We start from the raw sequence: 25,724 nt of genomic DNA, 5'->3' as shown, positions 1-25,724 counted from the left end.
ACGTTAGAAAATAGTACCGCATCTAATGACTGAACTTCTCAAAAAAAATATTACCGCTCACATTTCACTTTCAGATCCTGAAATAGGAACATTTTGCAATTTATTTCAACATCAGATTATTAAGAAGAAAAGTTTTTTATTGCGGGAAGGCGAAGTCTGTAAATTTGAAGCTTTTGTAGTGAAAGGTTTGTTTCGGGTGTATCATATTGACCAGAATGGTTTTGAACAAATACTCTATTTTGCCATCGAAAATTGGTGGATTACGGATATTGACAGTTTTACAAATGAAACTCCGTCACAACTTTTCATAGAAGCATTAGAAGACAGTGAAATACTTTTAATCGCAAAAAAAGAAAAAGAATATGCTTATGCGAATCTCCCGCAAATAGAAAAACTTTTCAGGATCATGACCCAAAAGACGCATGTTGCCTTACAAAGAAGAATGATTGATAATCTGAGTAAAACGGCAGATCAGCGCTACATAGAATTTTCAACCAAATATCCGCAGCTTATACAGCGCCTTTCCAATATTCAAATTGCCGCTTATCTGGGAATTACAAATGTTTTCCTGAGTAATATCAGAAAGAAAATTGCGCTCAGAAAATAAAATTTTCCTTATTTATTAAACTAGTTTAATGTTTAGAGCTGGCATCATGTTTCATCTTTGCAGTGTTAATTTAAAACATAACCAAAATAATGAAGCACATTATCTCAAAACTATTTTTAACAATTTTAATTTTATCTACTATGGAAATACAAGCTCAAAATTTCAGGACTATTGAAGCCAACAATTTAAAACTGGAAGTTTTTAACGCCTCAGAAAACAGTTTTGGTGTAGCTTCTGTAATCGTGTCCGGAAAAACGGATGCCGTTTTGATTGATGCACAATTTACGCTGGAAGATGCTGAAAAAGTAGCCGCAATGATTAAAAAATCAGGCAAAAAGCTAACTGCAATTTATATTTCACATACCGATCCTGATTTCTATTTCGGACTGGAAGTATTCAAAAAATATTTTCCTGAAGTTACAGCTTATACTTCTCCGGCAACAGTCGAGTCTATAAAAGCAACTGCACAGAAAAAATTAGACGTTTGGGGAGAACGATTAGGTTCTGCCATTACTTCGAATATCGTATTGCCGCAAGTTTTAAAAGGCAACAGTATTGATCTTGAAGGTCAGAAATTAGAAATTACAGGCTTACAGGAATTCCCTTCAAAAACCTTTGTATGGATTCCTTCTGTAAAAGCTGTTGTGGGTGGTATCAATGTTTTTGGAACAACTTTTAACCTCTGGATGGCGGATGCACAAACGGCAGCTGCCCGTAAAGAATGGATTGCTGTTCTGGATAAAATAGAATCCTTACATCCGGAAATCGTTATTCCTGCTCACGCCAATTCTCAAAGTCCGTTTGATATTTCAGCTGTAAAATATACTAAAGGTTATATTCAGTTTTATGAAGAGGCTTTAAAAACCAACAAAACTTCGGAAGCTTTAATAAAAGCGATAAAGACAAAATATCCAACACTTACTTTTGAAACTGCCTTGCAAATAGGGGCTAAAGTAAACACGGGAGAAATGAAATGGTAAAATTAAAAATCATCATCAGCCTGACCATTCTCCTTATAGGGTCAGGCTGTTCTTTAAATAACAGCAATATGACCAATCTTGAAATTGTAAAAAGCACCTACGAAGGGAAAACTTCTGAAGAAAATGGTAAAAATCTGGCGCAATACGCAGCCGAAGATATTTCCTGGACAGAGGCCAAAGGTTTTCCTTATGCAGGGACTTATATTGGTTTAGAAAACATAACCAAAAATGTTTTTAGCCGGTTAGGGAGTGAATGGATTGCCTATAAATTTACTCCGGAAGATTATGTTGCCAGCGATGATAAAGTCGTTGCTTTTGGCACCTATACGGGCACTTACAAAATTACCGGCAAACCATTTAAAGCCAGGGTCGCCCACATTTGGAAATTGAAGGCCGGAAAAATTATTAGTTTTGAACAGTTTGTAGACAGTCAGACAGTTAATGACGCAATGCGATAAGTTTATACAGGACGGTTGGGATTATAAAGCATTGCTGTACACAAACAGTTTTTTCTTTCTTTGCTGATCAGTATAGGACAGTTTACGCAGGAACGGCAGTTCTCCCAAAAAAATGCATCCGTAGTGAGTTCTGAATAAGTGACCGGTTCAAAACCCAGTTCATGGTTCATTTTCATTACTGCGAGACCAGTAGTCAGACTGAATATACTTGCCTTGGGATATTTCCTGCGGCTCAATTCAAAAATTTCTCTTTTAATCCTTTTTGCAAGACCTGTATGTCTGAATTCAGGAGCTACTATCAATCCGGAATTAGAAACGTAGCGATCATCTTCCCATGAAGAAATAAAAGAGAAGCCCGCCCACCTGCCGTCTGATGCAAAGGCTATTACAGCTTCACCGTTTTTCATTTTTTCTTCAAGCGATTCCGGAGCGCGCCCCGAAATACCTGTTCCTCTGGCTAAAGCAGATGATAAAGTAACGTCACAAATTTCCTTTAACCATAAAGTATGGTCCGCACTGGCAACTTCAACTGTAAAATCAAGCAGTTCATCAGCCACATGACTGTTGCCCGACAAGCATTTTTTTTCTGAGAATGAGACATCATTCGAAAAATCTTTGACTGGAAAATCTAAAACAGGCTGTTGGGTCTTCATATAGATGGAGCTTATTTCCTTTTTTACAGTACTATTAAATAAGTACTGTATTGGAAATACAAAACACTTTTTTCAAATTACATACCAATGTTTTTTAAACTGTCTGTCGCAGGACGTTATCACCTGTTAATGTACCTCTTACGAAAAAGCAAAGCCATTTTGCAGCTACTGGTGTTCCTATCAAAATGATAAGCTGCTATCATTTTGGTAGGAACTGGAGAAATCGCTATAAAGAAGTCAAAATCTATCTTATAAATCATCAGCATATCCGTTTTTGCCTCTTTGTGATAAATAAATTTATTACAAACTATATTTTACTGATTTAAAAATAATATCATTTTAAAATTTTAAACCGTTTAATAAGATAAAAAATGCTTATTTTTGTTTAACAATATCTAAAAATAGTTAAACAAATATAATGAAGTCAATTATTGCAAAAATCGATAATAGCGCCCTGAATGATGTTCAGATCGACAGAATTATAGAAATGGCATGGGAAGACCGGACGCCGTTTGATGCTATTCATTTTCAATTTGGCCTGGCTGAAGCCGATGTCAAAGCTTTGATGAAAAAGGAATTAAAATTCAGCAGTTACAAATTATGGCGCGAGCGGGTTGAAAACTGCAAGACCAAACATGCTGCCAGAAGACCGGAAGAAATGGATCGATTTAAATGTAACAGGCAAAGAGCCATTTCCAATAATAAAATTTCTAAGAGATAAAAACTAGTTGCAGCTAATGAAAAAAGACAAACCGGACAATATCGTATTTTCTGAAGAGCATGGTTATAATGCAAGCCTGTTGCCGTATGCTACCAGTGTTGGTGCACCGGTGATAAAAGCAGATGATTTGGCAGGCTGGAAAAGCATGGGTATCCATAAGGTAAACAAAGAATTCGAAAGTAAATTCAATGAATTAAAAGCTCAGTATCAAAATTTAATCGAAGAATTTCAGTGGAATGAATTGCTGTACAATGCCAGATTTTCTTTTGAACCAATTGTCGGGGAAATCTACCATTTATATAAAGATAACAATGGTGTTAATTTTCTCTCGCTAATTGCACCCGAAGAATGGAATAAAGAACATGTGGGTACTTTTAGACTCAACAGTGATAAAAAATGGGTCCTGATCAATCATAGAACGGCTGCTTTTTAATCCCATTTCAAACAGATGAAAAACAAGATAAATTTTAAAACCAGTGATCTGGAAAAAATGGAAAAACAGACTGTAGTACATCTGATCAACAGCCTGGGCGGTTTTAAAAGTGTGGCATTGGTTGGAACTTCTGATAAGAATGGAAACACCAACTTGTCTGTTTTCAGTTCCTTTTTTCATATTGGTGCCAATCCCCCACTTATAGGAATGATTTTTCGTCCGCGTCCACCCGAACGTGATTCTATGAGAAACATTCTTAGTACCGGTTTTTATACGCTAAACCATATCAACGAAGATATTTACAGACAAGCACATCAGACATCGGCAAGATACGATACAGAGATTTCTGAATTTGATGTAACGGGTCTAAGCAAAGAATATAAAAATGATTTTTTCGCTCCTTTTGTAGCGGAAAGCAACATACAGCTAGGCATTCAATTTAAAGACAAAATAGATATTGCAATCAATAATACCACTTTGATTATTGGTGAAATCGTTGAAGTCTTTCTTCCCGAAGACTGCCTGAGCGATGATGGTTTTGTGAATTTAGAAAAAGCGAATACCATTACCTGCTCCGGCCTGGACAGCTATCATAAAACCGTACAGCTGGACCGGTTGAGTTATGCAAAACCCAATAAGGAAATCACATCACTGCTGGACAATTGAACAGAAAAAAAGTAAATATCGTATGGTTTAAACGGGATTTGCGTTTTACAGATCACGAACCTCTTTTTATGGCGCAGCACGAAAATATTCCTGTGCTTTTGGTTTATTTTTTTGAGCCTTCGGTAATGGCTTACGATGATGCTGATGTGCGGCACTGGCGGTTTGTTTATGAATCCCTGCAGGAAATGCAGTCCAGATTAAAGACACTTGAAGCACAGATTTATTTTTTTCATAACGAAATTCCAACTGTTTTTGAACAGTTATGCAGTATGTATGACATTAAAACAGTGTTTTCGCATCAGGAAACAGGCAATAAAGTCACCTTTGACCGGGATATTGCCATGCAGTCTTTTTTTGATGATCATAACATTCAATGGAAACAATCGCAGCTGCATGGTGTCATCCGAAAGCTGAAATCAAGACAGGACTGGGAAAAACGCTGGGAAATAGTAATGCGTGCAGACCCCAGAATAATTGATCTGAATGCCTTTCAATTTGAAAATTTAGATGCTGATTTTTATACGAATCTAAAAGGAAAAACACTTTCTACAGCTATTACGGAGCACAATAAAAACTTTCAGCAGGGCGGTGAATACTGGGCCTGGCGGTATTTGGAAAGTTTTGCAAAAAAGCGGCATGTAGACTACAGTCGACACATTTCGAAACCGGCTTTAAGCCGTAAGGGCTGCAGCCGCTTATCCCCTTATTTAGCCTACGGAAACATCAGCATGCGAATGGTGTATCATTATACCAATCAGTTTTATGAGACATCTCCGAATCAAAAAGCCATGCTTAATTTTGTATCGCGGCTGCACTGGCACTGTCATTTTATGCAGAAATTTGAAAGTGACTGCCGCATTGAGTTTGAAAATACAGACCGAAATTTCGATGTACTGATAAAACCTAAAAATGAGACTTACATCAAAGCCTGGCAGGAAGGAAAAACAGGCGTTCCCATTGTAGATGCGTGTATGCGCTGTCTTGTCCAAATGGGCTTTATTAATTTTAGAATGCGCGCTCTGGTAGTCTCCTTTTTTGTATTTAATCTCTGGCAGGACTGGCGCGAGCTGCATTTTTTAGCACGGCAGTTTCTTGATTATGAACCCGGTATTCACTATCCGCAATTGCAGATGCAGGCGGGCGTAACCGGTACGGGGACCATTAGAATTTATAATCCCGTCAAAAACTCAGAAGAACATGACACTGAAGGTGTTTTTATCAAACAATGGCTTCCTGAACTGGCTGCTATTCCCCCGCATTTAATTCACGAGCCCTGGAAATTAAGCCTTATAGAGAAGCAGTTGTATAATTGTGAAATAGGAACTGATTACCCCTTTCCGATCGTTGCTATTGAAGCAACCCGCAAGTACGCCAGTGACGCGATCTGGAGTGCCCGAAAAAAAGAAGCAATTAAATCCGAATAGAATAACAATATCTCAAATCAGGTATAATGCGAACAGTAAAAAAACAAAATCTTCCCATTAAAATATGCCCGGTCTGCAACAGGCCTTTCTCGTGGAGAAAGAAATGGGAAAAAGTTTGGCATGAAGTAAAATACTGCAGTGATAAATGCAGAATGAATAAATAGTATGGCAGACAAAACTTTAAGGCTTATTCTTGGAGATCAGTTAAATTGCAAGCATTCCTGGTTTGAAACAACAGACCATTCGATAACGTATGTGATTATGGAAATTCGGACAGAAACCGATTATGCCACACATCACATTCAAAAGATAGCAGGCTTTTTTGCTGCAATGCGCCAGTTTTCTAATTTCCTGGAATCCAAAAAACACCAATGCATTTATTTGAACATAAACGACAAGGACAATTTACAGTCTCTTGAAGCCAATCTGTCCTTTCTAATACAAAGAGATCATTACACGAAATTCGAATACCAGCTGCCTGATGAATATCGTGTCGATTTGATATTGAAAAAGTTCACTTCACAGCTTGCTATTGCTTTTAAAGTTTACGATACCGAGCATTTTTTCAGTACCCGTGATGAACTCGGAAAATTTTTTGAAGGCAAAAAAACTTTTTTAATGGAAAGCTTTTATCGTGCGATGCGAAAGAAACATCAGGTACTGATGTCAGGAGATAATCCGATGACAGGTCAGTGGAATTACGATGAAGAAAACAGAAAGAAACTGCCTAAAAATCATAAACCGACTGCTCCTTTAGTTTTTACTAATAATGTTTCAGATATCATGGATGCTATTGTGCAGACCGATATTAAAACGATGGGCGTTATTGACAAAACCAATTTCATCTGGCCCGTAAACAGGGATCAGTCTCTTGAATTGCTTGCTTATTTCACAGCGGAATGTCTGCCCTTATTTGGCACTTATCAGGATGCCATGATTCCTGACGAATGGTCCTTATACCATTCCAGATTATCCTTTTCGCTAAACACAAAAATGATTGCTCCGGCTGAAGTCATAGAAGCCGCGATTGCAGCATGGCAGAAAGAACCTGAGCGTATTGCTTACAATCAATTGGAAGGTTTTGTGCGCCAGATTATTGGCTGGCGCGAATATATGAGAGGTATTTACTGGCTAAAGATGCCGGAATATGCCACATTGAATTTTTTCAATCATAAGGAAAAATTGCCTGATTGGTACTGGACAGGAAAAACTAAAATGAACTGTCTTAAAGATGCCATTACACAGTCTCTAACATTTGCTTATGCACATCATATTCAGCGTTTAATGATTACAGGAAATTTTGCTCTTTTGGCCGGAACGGATTCCGACGAGGTTGATGCCTGGTATCTTGGCATCTACATTGACGCCCTGGACTGGGTTGAAATTACCAACACCCGCGGCATGAGCCAGTTTGCAGACGGAGGCATTGTCGGCACAAAACCTTATGTCAGTTCAGCTGCCTACATTGATAAAATGAGCCATTACTGCGGTACCTGTTTTTATAATAAAGCGAAAAAAACGGGAGACAGAGCCTGCCCTTTTAACAGCCTGTATTGGAATTTTTATGATAAACAGGAAGCTAAACTGGCCCATAATCCCCGAATTGGAATGATGTATAAAGTATGGCATAAAATGAAACCTGAAGATAAAACAGCATTATTAGAACAGGCCGATTATTACCTAAAAAATATTAATGAGCTGTAAAAACGAGATTATTTTGCATCTCCCTATAGTAGATTATTATGAAAAAAGCTGCCTTAAAAGGCAGCTTTCCATTATTGTCAGGAATGAATATTAAGAAATCTCAATCATCCTTGGTGACTTTTGTCTGGCCTGTTCCAGTTTTGGAATAGACAGCAGTAAAATTCCATTTTCGTAACGGGCACGAATTCTATCCTCGTCCACCACATTTTTAGGAAGTACAAAACTTCTCTGAAAAGATTGATAACTGAACTCTCTGCGGGTGTAATTTTCTTCCTCGGCATTTACCTGCTGCTGCTTCGACGAAGAAATAAGCAGCTGTCCATTATCAAGGGTAACCTTGAAGTCCTCCTTGTTCATACCGGGAGCCGCAACTTCCACTTCATAATTCTCGTCGGTTTCCTTAATGTTTACCGACGGCAGTGTGGTGCTTGTGGTTGAAAAATTGTTGTTTTCCCAATTGAAAAGATCGCGGCCAAAAACATCATCAAAAAATAAGCGTTGGAAAGCCGGCACGCGGGCTCCGTTTCTTTTAATAAGATTCATAACAGTAATTTTTAAAATTGTTATACAATAAATTTTTGAACTTGCACAAAGGCGTGCAGCAGGAAAAAAACAAGAAATATGCCAGTGGTTAATTCTGACATTTTTTCATTAGTTATTATGAAAAAATGTCATTTTTATGTATCCCGAATGTGATCTTTTGTCACGGTACTTTCTGATACATAACTGTTTATAATGCCTTACAGTCTTTTAAGTCCACTATTTGAAGACTTTATAAATCTTACAAGAGCTACAGCATCTAAAAAGGTTATAAATAGTTTCTATTTGTCAACTATTTTTGTTTGATAAATTATCTACTAATCAATACTAAATCATTCGTTTATCATTGAAATACTTAATACACTACTCCCCTCTCAAGCCCCCAGAATATCTTTTAAAACTGCTTTTAATTCAACAAAAGTGTTGGGTTTGGTGATGTATTTTTCTGTGTCCTGTGTAATGGATAATTGTTCCGCAGCTGCTTCGGAGTAGGTGGAATATAATATAACGGGGATTTGTTGCAGTTGTTGTACTTTCCTCATTTTCTGAAGAAATTCACAACCGTTAATAACAGGCATATTATAATCCAGAAATATAAGGTCCGGCAGTTTTTCACTGCTTTTTAAATTCTCCAATGCTTTAATCGGGTTGTTTTCAGCTACACATCGAATATCTTTATTTAAGGAATTAATTGCTTCGATAAATATATCGGTATCATCTCTGTCATCATCAATCAGTAATATATTTTTGTATAACATGGCGTTTATAATTTTTTATGGTTTTTATGTCCATCGATTGTGGTTCAGTTCCTGCCGTCACTTCTCCCAGCTGAAATCAAACTTAAAAAGACCTGTACTAAAAAAGTACAGGTCTGCTCTTAGGTCAGAACCGGAATTGCTTTTTTTTTGCAGTTTATTCCTGATCCTGACCTTCATCGTTAGCATCAAAATTGATGGTATTATAGGCCGCTTCCGTCAGCAGTGTATCCGCTTCTTTTTCCTCAGCAAGTGTTTTCTCCAGCAGTAATACCGCATCATCCTCGCCCAGCGTTGTGGCAAAGGCAGCCAGCGTTCCGTAAGTGGCAATTTCGTAATGCTCTATTTTTTGTGATGCTGCAATAATTCCGGCATCACGAACAGGACCTGGCTGTGTTTCTTCCATAATACTTTCGCCTTCCTTGATAAGGCCTTCCATGGCATCGCATTTTTTGGCCGCTGCTTTTTCGCCAATCAATGAAAAAACTTTTTCAAGCCTTGTTACCTGTCCCTGCGTTACGGCAAGGTGGTCATTGATTGCCGTTATAAGATTTTCGGAAGTCGCATTTTTAGCCATTTTAGGCAAAGCTTTGGTTAGTGCTTTTTCAGCCCAGTAAATATCCTTTAGAGAATCTACAAATAATTCTCTGAGTCCTTCTGCGGCAGACGATTTCGCTTTTACGGTTCCGTTAGAAGTGGTTTTCGATGCGGGCTTAGTTCCGCTTTGAGCAGCTGTACTTTTTGCTTTTGCAGCTGTTGTATCTTTTGTGGTCGTTTTCATAATTTTTATTTTTTTGATTATACCCAAATATACAATGGCTTTACTTTCTTAATTTACATAATAAGTGGTATTTTTTTATACTATTCAAATAAAAAAGCAATTTAAAATCCGAAATTATACGGATGCTGCAAAATTAAGGCAGTGTTATTTTAAAAGCGCATCATGATAAGCTTCAGGGTAAAAATCTGGAATTTTTAGCCTGTTAATCGCTGTTGCGAAAATGTTCCTGTGAACTTCTTTATCCCCTTCCGTTTGTACATTCAAAAGAAAGCTGTAAAATGTTTTTCGAATAATGTATTACTTTTACGATATTCGTAACGGATTAAAATATAGAAAAAGGATACGGAAATTAAAAGACCGGATCATTGTATAATCTGATTTTGAATTCTTTACTAACTAGAATCTGTATTCCAAAGTAATTTATTATAAAAAGCAATTCCCTAAAAATAATGTCCCAATACTCCAAAAACGAACCCGTCAGGTTAGGCTTCTCTTATTATCTCAATCAGGATGTTCTTTTTCTGGCCAAAGATCTTTTGGGTAAAGTACTTTATACACAAATAGACGGAGCAATTAGTGCCGGAATAATTGTAGAAACGGAAGCTTATTTTGGTGTTCAGGACAAAGCTTCGCATGCCTACGGCGGACGACGCACGAACCGAACCGAAACTTTATACCGTCAGGGCGGCATTTCGTATGTTTATTTATGCTACGGAATTCACAATCTCTTCAATATGGTAACCTCTGTTGAAGGCGAACCGCATGCTGTGCTGATACGTGCTATTGAACCTCTCATTGGAATAGACTTAATCGAAGCGCGAAGAAATATGCCGGCCGCTAAAGCAGCTATTTCGTCCGGCCCGGGTTCTGCGACCAAAGCCCTTGGAATCGATCGTACTTTTAATGAAAAAGATTTAACCGGAGAAGAAATCTGGGTGGAAGATCACGGCATTCGATATCCGGATGATGCTATTGCAGCATTACCTCGTGTTGGCGTTGCTTACGCTCAGGAAGATGCACTTCTCCCCTGGCGCTTTTTCGTTAAAGACAATAAATATGTGAGCAAACCGAACAAGGTTTAAATACTTTTGATCTTTTTTATAACAATAAATAATTACAATGAAACACGATTTATTACTAATGGGGGCTCAGGCTTTAAATGACATTGTTGCTTAATATTTTTTCGAATACTTTTAGATATTCATTTATTTTTTGTTTCTTACAGCTGGAGCAACAAACAGCTACCACAGCGAAACCGTTAAAATGACTACAACCAGAATTACATTATTTAAAATTCCTTTCATAACCCTTTTTGCTTTTTTTATTGTAAGTCCAACCTACGGACAGGAAACAAAACGGGAATTGCTGGAACTGCTAAAACGTAAAGAATTAACTCCTGAAAAAAGAGAAGGCTATTTATGTCAACTCAGCTGTATTTATAAAAAAACAGATACCATAAAAGCCTACGATTTTGCAGATCAGGCATTACAAACAGCACGCAGTGAAAATTCACCGGGCAGGCAGGCTATCGCATATGAGGCAATTGCTGATGTGGCCCGATATCTGGATAATGCCCCCAAATTAATTCAATATGCCGATTCGAGTTATGCAGCGGCCATAAGATCCAAAGAGGAACTGGCCCTTGCTTATGCCCATTATGCCATTGCCTACAAATATGAAAAAATTGGAATTAAGGACAAGTATATTTATTATATGCTCAAATCGCTGGCTTATTTTGAAAAGCATAAAATACGCTATGACAAACTGGTTAACGGTTATGAGAATCTGGGCGCCATTTTTATTGATAATAATGATCTGAAATACTGTGAAAAGTATAATAAAAAAGCTCTTGATTTAGCTTATCAAAGCAGGAATCCGATAAATATCGCAAACGGCCTGACAAGCTGGGCTCTTTTTCTGGTAAGAAGTGCCGAGCAAAAATCACCTGCAAATGTAAAACTGCTGCAGAAAGCAGAAAATTATTATTTAAAAGCCATTACAATTTTCGAAAGTGAAAATAAAAAAGGCAATTTAAATTGGTCGTACGGAAGGACCTGCCTCAACCTGAGCAGCCTTTACCTCTATCATTTTTTTGACTCAAGGCCGCAGCAGACTTTAAATTATTTAAAAAAAACAGAAGAAGTTTGTCTGAAATTAGACGTTCCAATCCAGCTTATGGTTATGTATGGCCAGCAGGCGCAATATTACACTAACCTTAACGATATACCCAATATTGAGAAAGTACTCCGGAAAGTAGAAAAGCATATTGCTGGCAATCCTTCCATTAACTCCCGATATTATGCATTGCTCTATAAAAACTATATGGATCTGGCCGAATTAAAAAATGATTTCCCAGCCTACAGAAAATATTTTGCCTTGTACGATCAGGCATTGAGAGTACGGATTGAAAAAGAAAACAGAGTAAAGGAATACAATGCTTCGATGCGTTTTGAAACTGAAAAAAAATCACAGGAAATTAAACTGCTGAGAGAAAATCTTGAGACCAACAGAAAAGTAAATTATTTGTACATCGCACTCGTTGTCTTTGTTTTTTTTACACTGCTTTTTATGCTTCGCTCCTACTACTTCAGGCAAAAATCATATATAAAGACTAATCTTCTGCTGCAGAAAGCAAATGAAGAAGCTGCGTTTTTGTCTAAAATAAAAGAAGAGGAAGCCCGAATTGCCGTACTGGAATCGGAACTAAAAGAGAAAGAACTCCAGATTGCTGTTAATGAAAAAATAATGAACGAGCAGGCAAATATTAAATTGCAACAGGAATTAATGACCAATAACCTGCAGCTGGAAAAGAAAAACGACGTTCTGAAAGATATCAAAAGCAGGCTTGAGGTCATGAAATCCGAAAAACCTTCAGAGATAAAAAACATTTCAAAAACCATCGACAAAAGCATGGAAGTCGATGAAGAATTTGAATTGCTTAAGACAAGTCTGGAAAATACAAATCCCGCTTTTTTTTCAGCGTTACAGGAAAAAGCATCGGGAACACTTACTAAACTGGATTTTAAATACTGTGGTTACATAAAGCTTGGAATGAGTACGAAGGAAATAGCCGGCCATATGAATATTGAAACACAGAGTATGCGGATGGCACGTTACCGTATCAAGCAAAAACTAAATCTGGATCGGGATACGGACCTGGATGAGTACATTGGATCAGTCTAGTGATACCAAGGCTTAAGAAAATTTAATACCTCCCCGAATAAAATCTTGTAGATACAAAATAGATACCCGAATCCCGGCTGTAGATAGTAAGTATATACAGGATTTGTTTCTTTTTAACCTGACAGGACTACTTTTGAATTGAATTTAAAAAACTAAATCATGAACAAAAGAACGCTTTCCATTATTTCGTATATCACAATTATCGGATGGATTATTGCTTATGTTAACTACAACAAATTAACTGTTAAAGACTCTCTTACCAGATTTCATTTGAAACAAGGATTAGGAATCGCAATTCTGGGAATTGTAATTTCTGTCATATTAACAATAATTGCAGCTGTAGTACCAACATTGGCCTCTATTTTAAGTCTGGCAAATCTTGGTATTTTGGTGTTATGGATTTTGGGGATCATTAATGCCAATAACGAACAGGAGATTCCAGTTCCTGTAGTGGGAAAATTATTTACTGATCAATTTGATTTCATTAAATAATTACACAAAACCAGTATAAAAGCCATTTTTTATACTGGTTTTTATCAATTCTGAAATAAATTATTTTTATACCTACTGGAGGAATTAAATCTTATAGTCGGTCTAACTTGTTTACATTTAACAGGAACAAATAATAAAGAAATAAAATGAACGTAAAAATTAAATTTTTCTTTTTAGTACTGCTGTTAACACTGTTGCAGTCGTGCCAGCTTGAAAATACACCTGAAGAATATTTTGACCGCACAGCCTTAAATACCAACATTCTAATGGAATTTGGCGCCAGGGATTTTAGAACGATGGAACAGAACAGGAATGCCGGTCAGCTGCTTGCCTATGATGACAAAGGCACTTTTCCCGCAAAATCATATGAAGATCACATCCTAAGGTTTAAAATGCCGTATCTCGACCAGTCGATTGAAAAAATAAAAGAACTGAAGCCTACGGATGAAACCACCCCGATGATTCAGGCATCGCTTGATTTATTTGAATTCGTAAAAGAAAAATACAAAACCGATTACCTTACAATAGCCAGGCTGATGGAAAAAAAAGCGCCAAGAGAAGAAATTGATAAAGCTCTTGCGGAAATGGAACAGACCTCTTTTCCGGTTTTTGATAAGAAATATAAAAAATTGTGGGACCTTGCAATGCCTTATGCCAAAAAGCATGGCATAGAAGTAAAAACATACTAAATACAATTCCTCTTATCCTTAAAAAATTACATCATGAAATCAAATCCAGATTTAGGTGCGTTTGTTAGAAAAAGTGCCGTATCAAAGGCATTTCTTTATTTTTCCTATGGAATACTTGTTTTATTTACCGGCTTAAGTCTTTTTATTTATTTTAAACTCATTATACCTGTTAACGAAGGTATCACCCACTTTTCAGGCGATATTAGTATCTTATATTACTCCATAGTTTTTATTATGGCACTCGCTTTACTTATATTGGGTACAGCAGCTTATAGGTCACGAGGAATCCTTTTTTATTTATATCAAAATGGTATGGTGACAGCACATAAAGGCAATACGGAAACTTTATATTTTAAAGATATTCAGGATATCTATTTGTTTACTTCAGGCAAGCGCCTATTTGGCGCTAATAACATTGCGGTTCGTAAAAACAATACTGCTGACTGGTATCCGATTTCTGCACGATATTCCGATATTTATAAGGTAATTGAATTAATACGCTCCAGACATGCTGCTGTTTATGCACCCCTACTGTTGAAAAAACTGGAAGAAGGCCAGAGCGCAGATTTTACCTATGTTGATTTTAAAGATGTGGCCATGAAACAATTTACAGCCTTAAATACCAATTCATATTTAAATGTCAAAACCAAAACCATACAGGTATTCAAGGACCGATTGGTCGTTGATTCAGAGACTATCTATTTTAAAGAAGTTCTTCGTTTTTCTGTTACGGATTGGACCAATCAAATACAACTTATGAATACAGCTGAAAAAGTAGTTTTTAAAAAAGCCTTTACTTCCGTTTTTAGCGGCGATAGTTTTATAGTATTGCTGGATGAATTGGTTAATAAAAATAAATTTAAAGACTGATATTAGGATGCGGAATCTTTTTCTCTGCAAAATAAAAATGGCGCCAACTGTCTTCAGTTGGCGCCATTTTTATTTATTGAGGTTTTTCCTTTCGGAATCTTATTACTTTACATCAAACCATAGTTTTGTTGTTAATAAGTCTTTTCCCTGAACCGATACTGCGGCCTGGTAACTCGCTCCGTTCAACGACTGCTCCGTGCCCGGATAAAAGAAACGTGAAGGTATTTTTCTCTCCAAAACGGTATCCGGACCGGCTGTCAACACGGGGTAGTCCAGTCTTCTCCACTCCGTAAAGGCATCAAGACCTTGTCCGAAAAATGCAATCCATTTCTGTGTACCAATCGATTTGGCATAATTGGTTGCATCATATTGTACAGTGGGCTGATTAAGATACGCAGCAATAGTGGCTGCATCCGTAATCCCGAACTGATTAAACGATGCGGTAATGGCACTTTTATACAGTTGCTCTGCATCTCCGGCAATATAACCACGCGCTGCCGCTTCGGAAAGATTGAAGAGCACTTCGGAATAAGAAACAAGTACGGCCGGCGATGTTGAGGTCAGGAAGTACGTACCCGGTTTTGATGTTTTAGCAAAACCCTGACTGTTGGCAGCACTGTTAGACAATCCATTGCCACCTCCAACGTAGGTGCCTACAATTGCATCTGATGGAAGCTGCGCATAAACCGGCAAACGCGGATCTGATAATGCTTTTAATTTATCAACCATTGTTTTCGAAATACGATAATCATCTCTGGTTTCAAACCAGGCTGAGGCCGGATTTTGCTGAGGAGAACTAATGTACGTAAACTTAAAAGTATCGCTATTGCTGCTCAATACTCCTGCAGCATCTGTGGATGCCTCAATCGCAGCTTGTTTAGCCAAAGCAGGTTCTTTGTCCGAGATTCTCAACGCTATACGCAAACGAAGCGAATTCACCAGTTTTTTCCATTTTGAAATATCGCCTTTATAAGACAAATCACCGGTTACGGTACCATTGGCCGTATTGAGCAAAGACTGGGCTCTTTTCAAATCTTCAAGCAATCCCGTATATACTTCTTTTTGCGTATTGTAAGCCGGTGTTACTTTTAGACCAGCTTCTTTGTACGGAATACTTCCGTAAGCATCTGTCAGCAATAAAAATGTCCATGAACGCAAGGTTAAGGCAATTCCTTTGTAATTGGAATTGGCCTGCGCCTCCGGAAAGTTCAGAATCGTGTTCAGATCTGTAATTAAAGTTGCATATCCGGTATTCCACAAAGTTGTGAAAGAAGCATTGGATACATCGTATCGGTCCGGTTCGGTATATTGAATTTTAGCCCAGTGCTGAACAAATAACAAAGACGAATCAAAGTTATTGGCTGAACCCCAGTATAAGTCAGCGCCCTGTTTTAAGGTGCCTGTTAACAGGTAAGGTGCCAATGGTGTTTCGGTTGCATTTGGATTTTTATTAATATCATCCAGAGCATCACTGCATGAGGTCAGTGACAATGCAAATAAAGTGATATAGGCTATTTTTTTTAGCATGATTCTGTGTTTTAAAATTTAAGATTAACGTTAAGGCTGAAATTTCGGGTCGTTGGCAAAGCTAAACTCTCCAACCCTTGTGCATTTCCGGTATTGAAAGCCGTTTCAGGATCAATATTCGGTGTATCTTTGTAAATAAATAACAGGTTACGCCCTACCGCAGTAATACTGGCTCCATCGAATCCAAGCTTTCTGGCAAATTTTTTATTGAAATTGTATGCCAGTTTTACTTCTCTTAGTTTTACAAAAGTGGAACTGTAAATATACGCTTCGCTAATATTGTAGGACGCTTTATAATATTCCTGTGCACTAAGCACTGAAGTGTTTGGCGTTCCATCAGCATATACGCCTTTAAAAATCATTCCGTCATCATATATTACGGCACCAGCCGGAGCGTTACCGCCCGAAACTAACGTTTTTGTACTGGTGGTTCCATTGGTCGCTATATAGTAATTTAATCCGCCATTCGCAGCATCACGGCCCGGAAGTGTTTGCGCTAATACACCGGTATAAGTTCCCGTTCTGTTCGTTCCTGAAAAAATCTCACCGCCTACACTGGCATCCACAAGGAATGAAAGTTCAAGATTTTTGTACGTCAGGGTATTGGTCACACCCGCTAAATAATCCGGGGTATAATGTCCTAATACTCTTTTAGTCGGATCTGCTTTTGGCAATCCATTCGCTCCTACTACTATATTTCCGTTTGCATCACGTTGATAAGCGGTACCGTAAAGGGCTCCGTAGGCCTGCCCTACCGACGCCAGCACATCAACACCTCCCGAAGAACCTATGGTGTAATTTTTTATGTTTTGTTCATAATCCAGAATCTGCACTTTACTTCTGTTTCTTGAATAGTTCGCGGCTACATTCCATTTGAAATTTTCAGTCTGAACAGGGTTTCCATCCAGTTGAATTTCGATACCGCGGTTGTTTATTTTACCGGCATTGATCAATTGCGAATTAAAACCGCTCGCAGCCGTTGTTTTGATTTCCAAAATCTGATCAAAACTATTTGTATTGTAATACGCGAAATCAAAATGCAGTCTGTTTTTCCAGAAAGATGCTTCTAATCCTAATTCAGTAGAACGGGTGGTTTCCGGTTTCAGGTTCGGATTCAGTTTTCTTTGCGAAGAAGTCTGAATCGGATTTCCATCAAATGCGGTTTGAAAATTGTAAACCGACGCCAATTGATACGGATCGGCATCATTACCCACTTCAGACCAGCCGCCACGCAGCTTTAAGAAATCAAGTGTACTGCTTTTCAGATTAAGGGCTTCCGATAAAACTAAACTACCGTTAAACGAAGGATAGAAATAAGAACGGTTGCTGCCTGGCAATGTCGATGACCAGTCATTACGTGCCGTAACATTTAAGTAAGCATAATTTTTATACCCAAATTGTGCTGAGGCATAGGCACTATAGACTCTCAATCTTGATAATGTGTTGGATGACGTTAACGGATCTCTGGAATTTGTCAGTGTATACAAATCAGGCACGGCCAGACGTGGTGCTTTTTGATAATTGTTGGCATCGCTGTGGTTACGAATATTAAATCCGGCAAGAGCATCTACACTAAAATCATCATTCAGTTTTTTGGTATATGTAAAAATACCTTCTGTGTTTTGTTCGTTTACCGTATAGGCATCTTCCGCATACGATCCGAAAGGAGTTCCATTGGTACCATATTTAATCTCGTATTTTCTGCGGTCGTTATAATAGTCAACTCCGGTACGGAATTTAAAATTAAGTCCCTCGGCAAGTTTTGCATCCAGATGAACATCACCTATTATACGGTTGCGCTGCTGACTTGTTGTATTGTAATACGCATTCCAGTACGGATTGCTGTAATAACTGTTGTTCCAATTGACATTTCTGTTATTCTGAAGCTCGTTGACATCAACCTGGCGTCCGAACCAAAGAAACTGAAGCATAACACCGGCAGCTCTGTTACCAAATGGCCCTCCCGGAAGTGCCGGAGCATCTGTAACAACATAGTTAGCCGTTACCCCTACTTTTATACTTTCGGATATTTTATAATTAGTATTGATCGTAAAGTTTGTTTTGTTTACTTCACTGTTCGGTACTATTCCTTTTTGTTTTTGATGATTCACTCCTAAACGGAAATCTGATTTTTCATCTGATTTTGCTACAGAAATACTATTTTCATACGTAATTCCGGTATTAAAAAAGTCTTTCACATTATCAGGATGCGCTACAAAAGGCACTGCTGCACCATTTGAATTAAACTGAGGAATAAGGCGCCCATCCATTTTAGGCCCCCAGCTTTCATCAACCCCATCATTAATACCGCCGCCTTTACCATCTACATAGCTGAACCTTCCGTTTGATCCTTGTCCAAATGTATTTTGAAAGCTTGGCAAGGTAGCCACCTGAGAGATCGTGATACCTGAACTAAAACTTATACCAAGCCCTTTTTGATTTTTTCCTGATTTTGTCGTGATCAGCACAACACCATGCGCTGCACGTGATCCGTAAAGGGCTGCGGCATTCGGGCCTTTTAGCACCGTCAATGATTCAATATCATTGGGGTTTAAATCGGCAATCGCATTTTTGAAATCACGGGAAGCGGCGGCTCCTCCGGCGGAGCTCAGCTGTGAATTATCAACCGGAACCCCATCTACTACAAATAGCGGCTGGTTATTTCCGGATATAGAGGTTTCACCACGAATAACAATACGTGAAGACCCCATATCTCCCTGCGAATTGGTGATACGTACCCCGGCTAATTTACCAGTCATGGCATTTAAAAAGTTCGTTTCTTTTGTATCCGACAAATCCCTGTTTTTAAGCGATTGGGTAGTGTACCCCAAAGATTTCTTTTCTTTTGTAATACCCAGTGCGGTCACTACTACTTCTGACAGCGCATTTTGTTCCTGAGTAAGATCAATGACAACTGAATTTGCATTTACGACCACTTCCGTTTTTTTATACCCCAGATAACTTACTACCAGTGTATACGGAAATTTTTGTCCGGTCTGGAAATAAAACTTTCCGTCAAAATCGGTCTGAACCCCATGTGTAGTTCCTTTAATATTTACCGAAGCACCGATAACAGGCTCCTTTGTAACAGCATCGACTACTGTCCCGTCGAGTTTGGACTGGATTAGCGGTTTGGTCTCCTGAGCTTTAATCCCTATGGAAATCAACAAAATGCATAACCATGCATATCTATTTAATTTTTTTTTCATTACTTTGTTTTAGTTTAATACATAAGGCAAGCCGAAAACGGATTTACTCCACTCTCGCTTTCCTTATAGAGATGTACAATTTCTTTAAGCTTCACCATTTCTGTTCCCGCAGAAATGGTTTTTTTAACTACAACACATTCGTTTTTTCATTTTTTTTTTATTTTGGATTACTATTATTTGAATTGGTGTTTTCAGGATTTCAATCCTAAAAATTAAGGATCACTCTTATTGAAAAAAGGCATCAATTAGATTTTGAAGAATTTTTAACCGCGTCGACTCATAAGACGTAAATTGTCAAATGGTTCCTGCGAATTCAAAAATGACATGTATTTGCTAGTCTTTATTCTTTTGTATGTAACGTCTTTTTTTTAATCCTACTAATTAGATAGAACAAAAGTATATTAAAAAATAGTAACCCGAAAAATTTAATCTTTCTTTTTGCAAAAAAATTGTTAATTAATTTTTTTGCAAATTTTACAGCACTAAAAACAAGGGAGTTAATGACTACAGAGATTTTTGTATTGTGTAAGATTTTTTTGAAACTGATCTCAATAAATTCGAAACATGTACTTTTTTTTGATCATAATGTACTTTCGGAAGTGTTTTTAATCCTCTTTTTAGCTTGTCTATAGCTGTTCTGAGGTTATTCAATAAAAAAACCTGCAGTCTAATTTAGATTACAGGTTTTTTAAAAATTCGTTTTTAGAATAAACTTATTCCTCTTCGTCTTCAGCAGAGGCTTCAAAATTAATGTTGTTGTAGGCCACTTTGGTCAGACGTGTATCCGCTTCTTTTTCTTCCTCTAAAGTCTGCTCTAATAAAGACACTGCTTCATCTTCGCCTAAAGTTTGGGCAAATGCTGCCAAAGTACCATATGTTGCGATTTCATAATGCTCGATTTTTTGTGAAGCAGCAATAATTCCCGCATCTCTTACAGGACCTTCCTGGGTTTCTTCCATAATATTTTCGCCTTCTTTAATCAGGCCTTCCATAGCATCGCATTTTTTAGCAGTTGCTTTTTCGCCAATCAGATCAAATACTTCTTCTAATCGCCCTACTTGTTCTTCTGTAACCCTGATATGGTCGTTAATGGTGGCAATCAGGTTTTCTGAAGTAGCATTTTTTGCCATCTTCGGAAGTGCTTTGGTCAACGCCTTTTCTGCCCAGTAAATATCTTTTAGAGAATCTATAAACAGTTCTCTTAATCCTTCTGCAGCAGAAGGTTTTGCTTTTACGGTACCTGTTTTCGATTTTGCAGCTGCACTTTTATCTTTGGTGTCAGCTGTTACGGTGTCTCTTGTAGTTTTCATAATATAGTAGTTTTTTGTATTTAACCAAAAATAAAACAGTTGATTATCAGTATTTTATAAGATTATGTTTATAAATTATACAATCCGCAGGTTTTCAATCTAAATCGATATAATTTGAAATCATATAAACCAAATCATAAAAAAAGCCTGTAAATGAATACAGGCTTTTTAAATTTCTTCAGCCAAAACTTTTAAGGCCTGGAGGTACCAACAGAATCTTTACTACGAGTCGGACTTGTTGTTTTTGTCTTCGTCGTTTTTGTTTTAGTCGTTTGTTTACTCAATGTATCACCTTTGTGAGTCGAAGGATGTTTCTTACCATTATTTGTACCTTTCTTCTTAATTATGGTATCTGTTGTAGTCCTTGTTGTTGATTGAGTTGTTTTTTTTGGAGTTTCCTGTGCGAAGGTAGTCGCGGTTCCAAAAATCAGTAACATTGTGCAGGTTAAAAATAAATTTTTCATAACAATAATTTTAATTAATAATTTGATTATAAACGAAATACACATTTCATTTTTACAAATGTTGCTAACAAACAGGAGTTTATTTTATATATACGAAAACTAATTTTTACATGATTACCACCTTTAGTAATACTTACAATTTCAGACCTTCTTTTTATTTAGATTTTGATGTTTTTTTGATCTAACGTTCTCATAATTATATAATTCAATATTTTAATTCTATAATACGAAATACTGTTATTCTTATAATTTTGAGGGAATAAAAATCAGTATTTAATATAAAAATTATGGAAAATTTAATTAATCAGGAAAACTTTGCCGATTTAAAAGAACTCATTGAAAATAAAATAGCTGCGGTACCGGCTCATTACTTATTATATGGAGCAATAGGCTCTTTACTTTTGTCTTCGTATCTTAAAAAAACAGGACATCATCAGGCCGGTTCTTTCATTGGAAAATTATCTGTTCCTATTATAGCAATCGGAGTTAAAAAATATTCTGACCTATTACAGTCTGAATCAGATGTTCGAACAGAAAGCCAGGCGGAGCATTTCTAACGATTCTGTACTTCCCTTTTATTGTATTACTTTCTTCTGATACGTAACCAAATTGATAAAACGGGAAGTACATTTTTTAGAGTATTTCTTTATTTTCATCATTTTCAATACGAAAATAATTGCCGGTTTTTTCATGATAAAACGGAATAATAACCCGGGAACATGCACGATTTTTCGTATAAGTGTTCCTACATTTGAATAAACTTACTTACAACATGGAAGCGCTCCTTAACAATCATATTGAAACAGCAATAGAAAATTTTCCGGTAGTGGGTATTGGTGCCTCTGCAGGAGGTCTGGATGCTTTTAAAAAAGTAGTGGCCGCCATACCGGAAGATTCAGGAATGGCGTATGTTATTATACAACATTTATCGCCGGATCGCCCCAGTATACTTACTGAACTATTGGCACAACACAGCAAGATACCTGTTCATGAAATCATTCATAATATCATACTTGCACCCAATCATATTTATGTTATTCCTGAAAATACTACTGTCGTGGCAATAGATGGAGTACTACAGCTTAGGCAAAGAATTCGAAGTGATAAAACCAATAATGCAATAGATATTTTTTTTGAATCTCTGGCTGAGGTTTACAAAACCTTTGCGATTGGTGTTATACTTTCAGGAACCGCTTTCGATGGTACAGTGGGGTTTAAAAAAATAAAAGAATTTGGAGGTGCAACGATTGTGCAGGATCCCGAAACGGCGGCTTTTATGGGTATGCCGCAAAGCGCAATTGATGCTAATGCAGTCGATTTTGTACTGGCTCCGGAAAACATAGCTGCCCAATTAATACAAATAAGCAATACTTACAGTGCCAATCATGCGTATACAGAGGAAGATGAAATTCCTAAAAATGAAGAAGAAATAGTATTCCAGATTATCAACCTGATTTTTTTAAAGACAGGTAATGATTTTCGACACTACAAGCAACCCACACTAAGAAGACGAATTGCCAGAAGAATGGTGATTGTACGCAGGGATACACTACTGGATTATTATAATCTGCTTAGAAATGATAAGGCAGAACAAGATCTTCTGTTCAATGATTTTCTAATTCCTGTTACTTACTTTTTTAGGGATCAGACTTTTTTTGAAAGTCTGCCTACGGTTGTTCTTCCTTTACTTTTCCAGAATATTACCAATAATAATCTGAGAGTCTGGGTAGCGGGATGTGCAACGGGAGAAGAGGCTTATTCGCTTGCTATCTGTATCCATGAATATATGCTGCAAACGAATACCTCCTTAAAAGTTCAGATTTTTGCTTCGGATGTTTCTGAAATTTCCATTACAAAAGCCCGCGCAGCCAACTACTCTACCCAGGATGTTCAGCAAGTATCTGAAGAAAGGCTGAGTAATTATTTTGTAAAACAAAATGGCCGTTATCAGGTGAACAAAATAATACGTGACATGTGTATTTTTGCTACTCACAATTTCATTAAAGATCCGCCATTTGCGAGAATTGACCTGCTTTCCTGTAGAAATGTACTGATCTATTTTAATCCCTTTTTGCAAAATAAAGTTTTAGGATCGTTTCATTATTCGCTAAAAGATAAGGGCTTGCTTTTTCTGGGAAAATCAGAAACAGCAGCCAGTGCTCCGCACTTATTTGAAGCCATAGGAAAAAGTGACCGGATTTACGTTCGTAAATTTGCTCCCAGCCGAAATGTTCGTCAAATCAGTAGTCCGCTGCACTATAATACTGCGCTTAAAATTAGCTCTTCGGAAACAAGCATCACCGAAATTGATTTCAGGAAAATTGCCTCCGATATTTTATTTTCCCAATTTACCCCGGCAAGTGTCGTTATAGACAAAGATCTTGATATTATTCATTTTCATGGAGATAGCAGCGCGTTTTTGTCGCATTCGCCCGGAAAACCCAATTTTAATATTTTAAAAATGGTCGATGAAAGTCTTAGTTTTGAACTTCGTAATGCCATTATACAGGTTAAAAAAGAAAAAACAAGTATTTACAAAGAAAACATATCCCTTAAAGAACAGCCTTATCTTATTTCGTTTAAAATAGTTCCCTTAGAAAATGATTATGAGCATTTAATGGTCCTTTTCTATAAAAAAGAGGCACCGGAAACTAACGCCGAAAGTCAGTTAAAAACAAAAAATGCAGCTCAGCAGCGCATTGAAGAACTCGAAAGAGAACTTTCTCAGGTTAGAGAGGATATTAAAAGAGTAACGCAGGAACAGCAGACAGCCTTGGAGGAATTGCAGACTACTAACGAAGAATTACTAAGCAGCGGCGAAGAGCTTCAGACGCTGAACGAAGAACTGGAAACTTCTACAGAAGAACTTCAGTCTAATAATGAAGAGCTGATGTGTGTAAATGATGAACTCGTCGATCGTCAGAACCAACTGATTTCAATGCGTAATTACTCGGAATCAATTGTTAAAACCATTCGTGAACCTTTGCTTGTAATTGATAAAAATTTTAATATAAAAAGTGCGAATCCTGCCTTTTATAACTATTTTAATACTTCTGAAAAAGAAACAGAGGGTCACGGCTTTTTTGAAATTGGAAAGTGTCGGTGGGATATTCCCGATTTTAAGGCTCAGGTTTTGAAGATGCTGGATATGCAAGTACCAATAAAAGACTATATCATAAATGTAAACTGCAGCGAAATCGGCAAAAAAACGATGATCGTCAATGCCCGCCATATTATAAATACCAAACCTGAAGGCATGATTTTGCTGGCTTTAGAAGATATTACCGATTTGGTGGCCACTAATGAATTATTACGATCTAAAAATTCAGAATTACAAAGGCATAACGAGCAACTGGAACTATTTACTTCTGGTGCCAGTCATGATCTGCAGGAGCCTCTTCGTAAAATTCATATGTTTAGCAAACGTTTTTTTGAGAATGAAAAGAATCTGAGCGACACGGGAAAGCACAATCTGGAGCGTGTATTATTCTTATCAACCAATATGAGTCAGTTAATTAATGACCTTATCAATTACTCTAAAATTAATTTTATTGAAAAGGAGTTTAAAAGTACGGATATGAATTTGCTGTTAAGAAAGACTGTTACAGATCTCAAAGATAGTATTACCGAAAAAAATGCTGTTATCACTTTAAATGTTTTGCCGGTAATAAATGTAATTCCGTATCAGATACAGCAATTATTTACCAATTTAATCTCCAATTCTATCAAATACACCAAAGAAGGCGTGGTACCGGAAATCAAAATAGAAAGTACACAGCCATCAGAAGAAGAATTACTTGAAATTGGCGCAAATGCAGAAACAAAATATATAAAAATTAGTGTAAGCGATAACGGAATTGGTTTTGGAAAAGAATATGAAGACCGTATTTTTGCTCCGTTTTACAGATTACATAACAAAGATCAGTATACCGGAAATGGCCTTGGACTGACTTTGGTAAAAAAAATAGTCGAAAACCATCATGGATTCATACAAGCCAAAAGCATCCCGAACGAAGGAACCAAAATGTATCTTTATTTGCCAGTGTGATCTTTATTGAAAAACTGACAATTCATTTTACAATCCATTTATTTATATCCTGCCGGATCCCATTTTGAAATAAAATGGGATTTGTTGTTTTTAAGCTTTTTGATTTAAATACGATCACTTCAATGCAGCTAACTTCACTTGATTGTGCTTAGGTTTAAAACCTAACGCATCAAAATATACAATTTTATTACTGGCCGTTTACTTAAAGAA

24 protein-coding genes are annotated in these 25,724 nt (G+C 37.1%); 16 read left to right on the top strand and 8 right to left on the bottom strand.

Going from position 1 to position 25,724, the window contains the following annotated elements; translation table 11 throughout:
* Positions 1-25: 25 nt before the first annotated feature.
* From EV142_RS07970 to EV142_RS07960, 3 genes are all read left to right on the top strand, one after another.
* The gene (locus EV142_RS07970) at positions 26-607 is read left to right on the top strand and encodes a Crp/Fnr family transcriptional regulator (protein WP_132034240.1); all 582 of its coding nucleotides are present in this window, start codon (positions 26-28) and stop codon (positions 605-607) included.
* A gap of 140 nt (positions 608-747) precedes the next feature.
* Positions 748-1,587: an MBL fold metallo-hydrolase gene (locus EV142_RS07965; RefSeq protein ID WP_194100198.1), complete on the top strand. Its 840-nt coding sequence runs from the start codon at positions 748-750 to the stop codon at positions 1,585-1,587.
* A complete protein-coding gene (locus EV142_RS07960; protein WP_238698670.1) occupies positions 1,581-2,045 on the top strand; it encodes a nuclear transport factor 2 family protein in 465 nt (154 codons plus the stop codon). The genes EV142_RS07965 and EV142_RS07960 overlap by 7 nt, the downstream gene beginning before the upstream one ends.
* A 2-nt stretch (positions 2,046-2,047) precedes the next feature.
* Here the strand turns inward: EV142_RS07960 and EV142_RS07955 are convergent, their stop codons facing one another.
* Positions 2,048-2,698 (bottom strand): GNAT family protein, encoded by a 651-nt coding sequence (locus tag EV142_RS07955; RefSeq protein WP_371311632.1) that lies wholly within the window; start codon positions 2,696-2,698, stop codon positions 2,048-2,050.
* Positions 2,699-3,116: 418 nt separating this feature from the next.
* Here EV142_RS07955 and EV142_RS07950 point away from each other — a divergent pair, with 418 nt between their 5' ends.
* Genes EV142_RS07950 through EV142_RS07925 form a run of 6 tightly spaced genes read left to right on the top strand, consistent with a single transcriptional unit; the run spans position 3,117 to position 7,646 of the window.
* Positions 3,117-3,419, top strand: a complete 303-nt coding sequence (locus EV142_RS07950; RefSeq protein ID WP_132034236.1) for a TIGR03643 family protein — start codon at positions 3,117-3,119, stop codon at positions 3,417-3,419.
* Positions 3,420-3,435: 16 nt separating this feature from the next.
* Positions 3,436-3,852, top strand: coding sequence for a DUF2452 domain-containing protein (locus EV142_RS07945; RefSeq protein ID WP_132034234.1), 417 nt, complete (start codon positions 3,436-3,438; stop codon positions 3,850-3,852).
* A 15-nt stretch (positions 3,853-3,867) separates the two neighbouring features.
* Positions 3,868-4,518 (top strand): flavin reductase family protein, encoded by a 651-nt coding sequence (locus tag EV142_RS07940; RefSeq protein ID WP_132034232.1) that lies wholly within the window; start codon positions 3,868-3,870, stop codon positions 4,516-4,518.
* A complete protein-coding gene (locus EV142_RS07935; RefSeq protein ID WP_132034230.1) occupies positions 4,515-5,942 on the top strand; it encodes a cryptochrome/deoxyribodipyrimidine photo-lyase family protein in 1,428 nt (475 codons plus the stop codon). The genes EV142_RS07940 and EV142_RS07935 overlap by 4 nt, the downstream gene beginning before the upstream one ends.
* A 26-nt stretch (positions 5,943-5,968) precedes the next feature.
* Positions 5,969-6,106 carry a DUF2256 domain-containing protein gene (locus EV142_RS07930; protein ID WP_132034228.1) on the top strand — a complete coding sequence of 46 codons (138 nt, stop codon included), beginning with the start codon at positions 5,969-5,971 and terminating at the stop codon, positions 6,104-6,106.
* A gap of 1 nt (position 6,107) precedes the next feature.
* On the top strand, positions 6,108-7,646 hold the full coding sequence (locus EV142_RS07925; protein ID WP_132034226.1) for a cryptochrome/photolyase family protein: 1,539 nt from the start codon (positions 6,108-6,110) through the stop codon (positions 7,644-7,646).
* A gap of 90 nt (positions 7,647-7,736) precedes the next feature.
* Here the strand turns inward: EV142_RS07925 and EV142_RS07920 are convergent, their stop codons facing one another.
* From EV142_RS07920 to EV142_RS07910, 3 genes are all read right to left on the bottom strand, one after another.
* Entirely contained in the window at positions 7,737-8,189 is a 453-nt protein-coding gene (locus EV142_RS07920; RefSeq protein WP_132034224.1) for an Hsp20/alpha crystallin family protein, read from the bottom strand.
* 371 nt (positions 8,190-8,560) lie between these two features.
* The gene (locus tag EV142_RS07915) at positions 8,561-8,944 is read right to left on the bottom strand and encodes a response regulator (protein ID WP_132034222.1); all 384 of its coding nucleotides are present in this window, start codon (positions 8,942-8,944) and stop codon (positions 8,561-8,563) included.
* Positions 8,945-9,098: 154 nt separating this feature from the next.
* Positions 9,099-9,722 (bottom strand): YciE/YciF ferroxidase family protein, encoded by a 624-nt coding sequence (locus EV142_RS07910; protein WP_132034220.1) that lies wholly within the window; start codon positions 9,720-9,722, stop codon positions 9,099-9,101.
* A gap of 449 nt (positions 9,723-10,171) precedes the next feature.
* On the opposite strand from EV142_RS07910, the gene EV142_RS07905 reads away from it, so the two are divergent.
* The 5 genes from EV142_RS07905 to EV142_RS07885 all read left to right on the top strand — a co-directional run bounded on the left by EV142_RS07905 (position 10,172) and on the right by EV142_RS07885 (position 14,956).
* Positions 10,172-10,804: a DNA-3-methyladenine glycosylase gene (locus EV142_RS07905; protein WP_132034218.1), complete on the top strand. Its 633-nt coding sequence runs from the start codon at positions 10,172-10,174 to the stop codon at positions 10,802-10,804.
* A 181-nt stretch (positions 10,805-10,985) separates the two neighbouring features.
* Positions 10,986-12,905 carry a hypothetical protein gene (locus EV142_RS07900; protein ID WP_132034216.1) on the top strand — a complete coding sequence of 640 codons (1,920 nt, stop codon included), beginning with the start codon at positions 10,986-10,988 and terminating at the stop codon, positions 12,903-12,905.
* A gap of 159 nt (positions 12,906-13,064) precedes the next feature.
* Positions 13,065-13,397: a DUF4870 domain-containing protein gene (locus EV142_RS07895; protein WP_132034214.1), complete on the top strand. Its 333-nt coding sequence runs from the start codon at positions 13,065-13,067 to the stop codon at positions 13,395-13,397.
* A gap of 146 nt (positions 13,398-13,543) precedes the next feature.
* Positions 13,544-14,086: a hypothetical protein gene (locus tag EV142_RS07890; RefSeq protein WP_132034212.1), complete on the top strand. Its 543-nt coding sequence runs from the start codon at positions 13,544-13,546 to the stop codon at positions 14,084-14,086.
* 33 nt (positions 14,087-14,119) lie between these two features.
* The gene (locus EV142_RS07885) at positions 14,120-14,956 is read left to right on the top strand and encodes a DUF6585 family protein (protein ID WP_132034210.1); all 837 of its coding nucleotides are present in this window, start codon (positions 14,120-14,122) and stop codon (positions 14,954-14,956) included.
* A 102-nt stretch (positions 14,957-15,058) separates the two neighbouring features.
* On the opposite strand, the gene EV142_RS07880 is transcribed toward EV142_RS07885, so the two are convergent.
* From EV142_RS07880 to EV142_RS07865, 4 genes are all read right to left on the bottom strand, one after another.
* Positions 15,059-16,483, bottom strand: a complete 1,425-nt coding sequence (locus tag EV142_RS07880) for a SusD/RagB family nutrient-binding outer membrane lipoprotein (RefSeq protein ID WP_132034208.1) — start codon at positions 16,481-16,483, stop codon at positions 15,059-15,061.
* Between the two features lie 11 nt (positions 16,484-16,494).
* Entirely contained in the window at positions 16,495-19,692 is a 3,198-nt protein-coding gene (locus EV142_RS07875) for a SusC/RagA family TonB-linked outer membrane protein (protein ID WP_132034206.1), read from the bottom strand.
* A 713-nt stretch (positions 19,693-20,405) separates the two neighbouring features.
* Positions 20,406-21,002, bottom strand: coding sequence for a YciE/YciF ferroxidase family protein (locus EV142_RS07870; protein ID WP_132034204.1), 597 nt, complete (start codon positions 21,000-21,002; stop codon positions 20,406-20,408).
* A 191-nt stretch (positions 21,003-21,193) separates the two neighbouring features.
* Positions 21,194-21,439 (bottom strand): hypothetical protein, encoded by a 246-nt coding sequence (locus tag EV142_RS07865; protein WP_132034202.1) that lies wholly within the window; start codon positions 21,437-21,439, stop codon positions 21,194-21,196.
* 314 nt (positions 21,440-21,753) lie between these two features.
* Between EV142_RS07865 and EV142_RS07860 the strand changes: the two genes are divergently transcribed.
* A complete protein-coding gene (locus EV142_RS07860) occupies positions 21,754-22,023 on the top strand; it encodes a hypothetical protein (RefSeq protein WP_132034200.1) in 270 nt (89 codons plus the stop codon).
* Between the two features lie 215 nt (positions 22,024-22,238).
* Entirely contained in the window at positions 22,239-25,514 is a 3,276-nt protein-coding gene (locus tag EV142_RS07855; RefSeq protein WP_132034198.1) for a CheR family methyltransferase, read from the top strand.
* The last annotated feature ends 210 nt before the right edge of the window (positions 25,515-25,724 follow it).

The sequence above is a fragment of the Flavobacterium circumlabens genome, assembly GCF_004345565.1.
GTDB classification, from domain to species: domain Bacteria; phylum Bacteroidota; class Bacteroidia; order Flavobacteriales; family Flavobacteriaceae; genus Flavobacterium; species Flavobacterium circumlabens.
Note: the sequence above shows the minus strand (reverse complement) of the source record. Positions and strands in the feature narration are given on the sequence as shown.